Here is a 3044-nt window from a genome sequence, read left to right as displayed (position 1 = left end):
GGGCTCGACGCCCTCGAACTCGGCGACGAAGCCATCGTGGAGACCGCCGAGTTCACCCTCGACGGGCGCGCGATGCGCACGGTCCGGCAGGCGTACAACCGGGTCGGGCGCGCCGGTTACACGGTCCGCGTCCGCCGGCACGCGGACATCCCCGAGGCCGAGATGGAGCACCTCCTGAAGCGGGCCGACGACTGGCGGGACGGCGCCACCGAGCGCGGCTTCTCGATGGCGCTCGGCCGGCTCGGCGACCCGCAGGACGGGCAGTGCGTGATGCTCGAGTGCAGCGACGGCGACGGGGAGTTGCGGGCACTGCTCTCCTTCGTGCCGTGGGGCCCGCACGGCCTCTCGCTCGACCTGATGCGGCGTGACCGGGACGCGGAGAACGGCCTGATGGAGTTCATGGTGATCGAACTCCTCCAGCAGGCACCGGAGATCGGCATCACACAGGTCTCGCTGAACTTCGCGATGTTCCGCTCCGTCTTCGAGCGTGGCTCGCGGCTCGGCGCGGGCCCGGTGCTGCGCCTGTGGCGCTCGCTGCTCAGCTTCTTCTCGCGGTGGTGGCAGATCGAATCGCTCTACCGGGCCAACGCCAAGTACCGGCCCATCTGGGAACCCCGCTTCCTGCTCTTCGAGAAGAGCGCCGACCTGCCGCGCATCGGCATCGCGTCGGCCCGCGCCGAGGGCTTCCTCGAGGTGCCCGGCCTGCCCTCGTGGCTGCGCCGCAGGCGGCTGGAGCACCACTGATGGAAGCGGTACGCCGCTGGGCGTACCGCGAGTGGGGCTCGCTGCTGCGCACCGTGGGGGCCGCGCTCGCCGCGCGCCGGTGGCGGGCCGTCCCGCTGACGCTCGCCGCGGTGCTCCTGACCGCGGCGTTCCAGTACGTGCAGAACCGGTCGTGGGGGTACGGCCCCGTCCAGGACGTCGGCGCGGTGCGGGCCGCGGACGCCTGGTGGCTCGCGCTGCTGCGCACCCCGCTGTCCCTGTTCGTCCCGGCCCTGGACCTGCCGGTGTGGGGCGCGCTCGGGCAGATCCTGCTGGTGTTCGGCGTCGCGGAGATCTGCCTGGGCCGGCGCCGCACCCTCGCCGTCGCGTACCTGGCCACGCTCGCCGGGACCCTGTACGCCCGGCTCGGCATCGCGCTCGGTCCGGACCGTCCCCTCGGGCTGCCCGCCTCGGACGCGCTGGTCGTCGACACCGGCCCGTCGGCGGCGGTCGTCGGCCTGGCGGTGTACGTGTGCGTGCGCCACCGGGCCCGCTGGACGGCGGCCTGCGTCGTCGCCGCGATGGCCGCCGAGTGCGCGCTCAAGCCGAACCTCGCGGGCCGGGAGCACCTGGCCGCGATCGTCGCGGTGCTCGTCCTGTGCGCGGCCGAGCGGCTGCCGCCGCGTCAGGGCCGCTCGCGGCGCTCCGGGTCCGGGGTGCCGCCGATCAGGTTCTCGAAACCGCGGCCGAGGCGGGACCAGCGGCGCTCGTGACGGTAGGCCCGCAGCGCGGCCTTCGCCCGGGCGCGCGGTCTGCGCCGGTAGCAGCGGCGCGCCCAGTACGAGCCGGGCCGCGCGAGGCGCAGCGCCCCGAACCACGCGACGAAGGGCACCAGCACGCCGATCAGTGCGAGCTTCACCTTGCCCTTGAGCAGGGTGAGGAAGACGAACGTGAGGTTGATCAGGAGCGTCGAGACCAGCGTGACCCGGTCGCGCTGCTCGTCGGCCGTCATGTCGTCGACGCCGAGCGGCGAGAAACCGCCGATCACGAGCAGGCCGAGCGCGGAGGCGAGGACGACGACCTCGACGCTGCGCCGCCCCTGTTCGCTCCAGTAGACGTCGTCGAGGTGCAGGATCAGCGCGAACTCGTCGAGCACCAGGCCCGCCCCGATCCCGAAGAGGACGGCACAGATGCAGGCCGCGATCCCGTGCCGGCCGCTGCCGACCGCGCCGAAGCCGCCGACGACGGTGAGCACGACTCCGGGCACCACGTGGTGGATGTGCAGGCCGCCCGGGGTGACATTGCGGAAGGGACCGCGGCCGGCCCGGATGAGGCGGGTGATGGTCCGGGTGACAAGGAACGTCCCCATGAACGCCAGCAGGGCGAGGAGCAGCGGCAGCTTGCCGGGCTCCGCGATGTTCCGGTACCACCAGTCGCCCATGCGGCCATCCTGCCGCCGGGCCGGGGACGCCGCCCGCCCTCGGCACCTGTCCGGGTAACCTCCCCCGGTGTCCGCTTCGCCCTCCGCCCGCGCCTCCCTGCCCGACGGCATACGTTTCGCCTTCGGCACCCTGACGGTGCTGCCCGTCACCGTCCGCCGCTGGGACCGGGACGCCGCCCGCGCCGGGATGCTGTGCGCGCCGCTCGCCGGTCTCGTCGTGGGGCTGTGCGCCGCCGCGCTCGGCGGACTGCTCACCCTGCTCGGCGCGGGCCCGCTGCTCGCCGCGGTCGCCTCGGTCGCGGTGCCCTCAGCGCTCACCCGGGGGCTGCACCTGGACGGGCTCGCCGACGTCGCGGACGGGCTCGGCAGCGGGAAGCCGGCCGAGGACGCGCTGGGCATCATGAAGCAGTCGGACATCGGCCCGTTCGGCGTGGTCACTCTCGTCCTCGCGCTCCTCGCGCAGGTGGCCGTCCTGGCCCAGCTGTACGGGGAGTCGTGGTCCCGGGGCGCCGTGGCCGCGGCCGTCGCCGGCGTCACGGCCCGCCTCGCGCTCACGCTCGCCTCCCGCACCGGTGTCCCCGCGGCCCGACCGGAGGGACTCGGCGCGGCGGTCGCCGAGACGGTCCGCCCGCGGGCGGCGCTCCCGGTGGCGGTGCTGGTCCTCGCGGCGTGCGCGGCGGTCTCCCCGCCGTGCGCGGCGGCCGTCGTCGTGGGCTGCGGCGCGGCGGAGCTGCTGCTGCGCCGGTGCGTGCGGCGGTTCGGCGGGGTGACGGGCGACGTCTTCGGCGCCCTGGCGGAAACAGCGGCGACGGCAGCCCTGGTGACCCTGGCCCTGTAGCGCCCCCTTCGGGCAGGGCCCTTCGTCGCTCGAGGAGCGGGGTCCGGGGCGGAGCCCCGTGAC

Annotated in this window: 4 protein-coding genes; 3 read left to right on the top strand and 1 reads right to left on the bottom strand. The window is 75.0% G+C overall.

Going from position 1 to position 3044, the window contains the following annotated elements:
* Both GTW43_RS25915 and GTW43_RS37660 read left to right on the top strand, forming a co-directional pair.
* Positions 1-744, top strand: a 744-nt coding sequence (locus GTW43_RS25915) for a phosphatidylglycerol lysyltransferase domain-containing protein (RefSeq protein ID WP_161304405.1), incomplete at its 5' end; no start/stop codon positions are given.
* Positions 744-1475, top strand: coding sequence for a hypothetical protein (locus GTW43_RS37660; protein WP_202501941.1), 732 nt, complete (start codon positions 744-746; stop codon positions 1473-1475). The genes GTW43_RS25915 and GTW43_RS37660, both read left to right, overlap by 1 nt.
* Here GTW43_RS37660 and GTW43_RS25905 read toward each other — a convergent pair.
* The gene (locus GTW43_RS25905) at positions 1388-2143 is read right to left on the bottom strand and encodes a hypothetical protein (protein WP_161304404.1); all 756 of its coding nucleotides are present in this window, start codon (positions 2141-2143) and stop codon (positions 1388-1390) included. The genes GTW43_RS37660 and GTW43_RS25905 overlap by 88 nt on opposite strands.
* Positions 2144-2210: 67 nt before the next feature.
* Between GTW43_RS25905 and cobS the strand changes: the two genes are divergently transcribed.
* On the top strand, positions 2211-2981 hold the full coding sequence (gene cobS, locus GTW43_RS25900; protein WP_161304403.1) for an adenosylcobinamide-GDP ribazoletransferase: 771 nt from the start codon (positions 2211-2213) through the stop codon (positions 2979-2981).
* The last annotated feature ends 63 nt before the right edge of the window (positions 2982-3044 follow it).

Origin of the sequence: Streptomyces sp. SID5785, assembly GCF_009870065.1 — a bacterium.
Lineage (GTDB): Bacteria > Actinomycetota > Actinomycetes > Streptomycetales > Streptomycetaceae > Streptomyces.
Note: the sequence above shows the minus strand (reverse complement) of the source record. Positions and strands in the feature narration are given on the sequence as shown.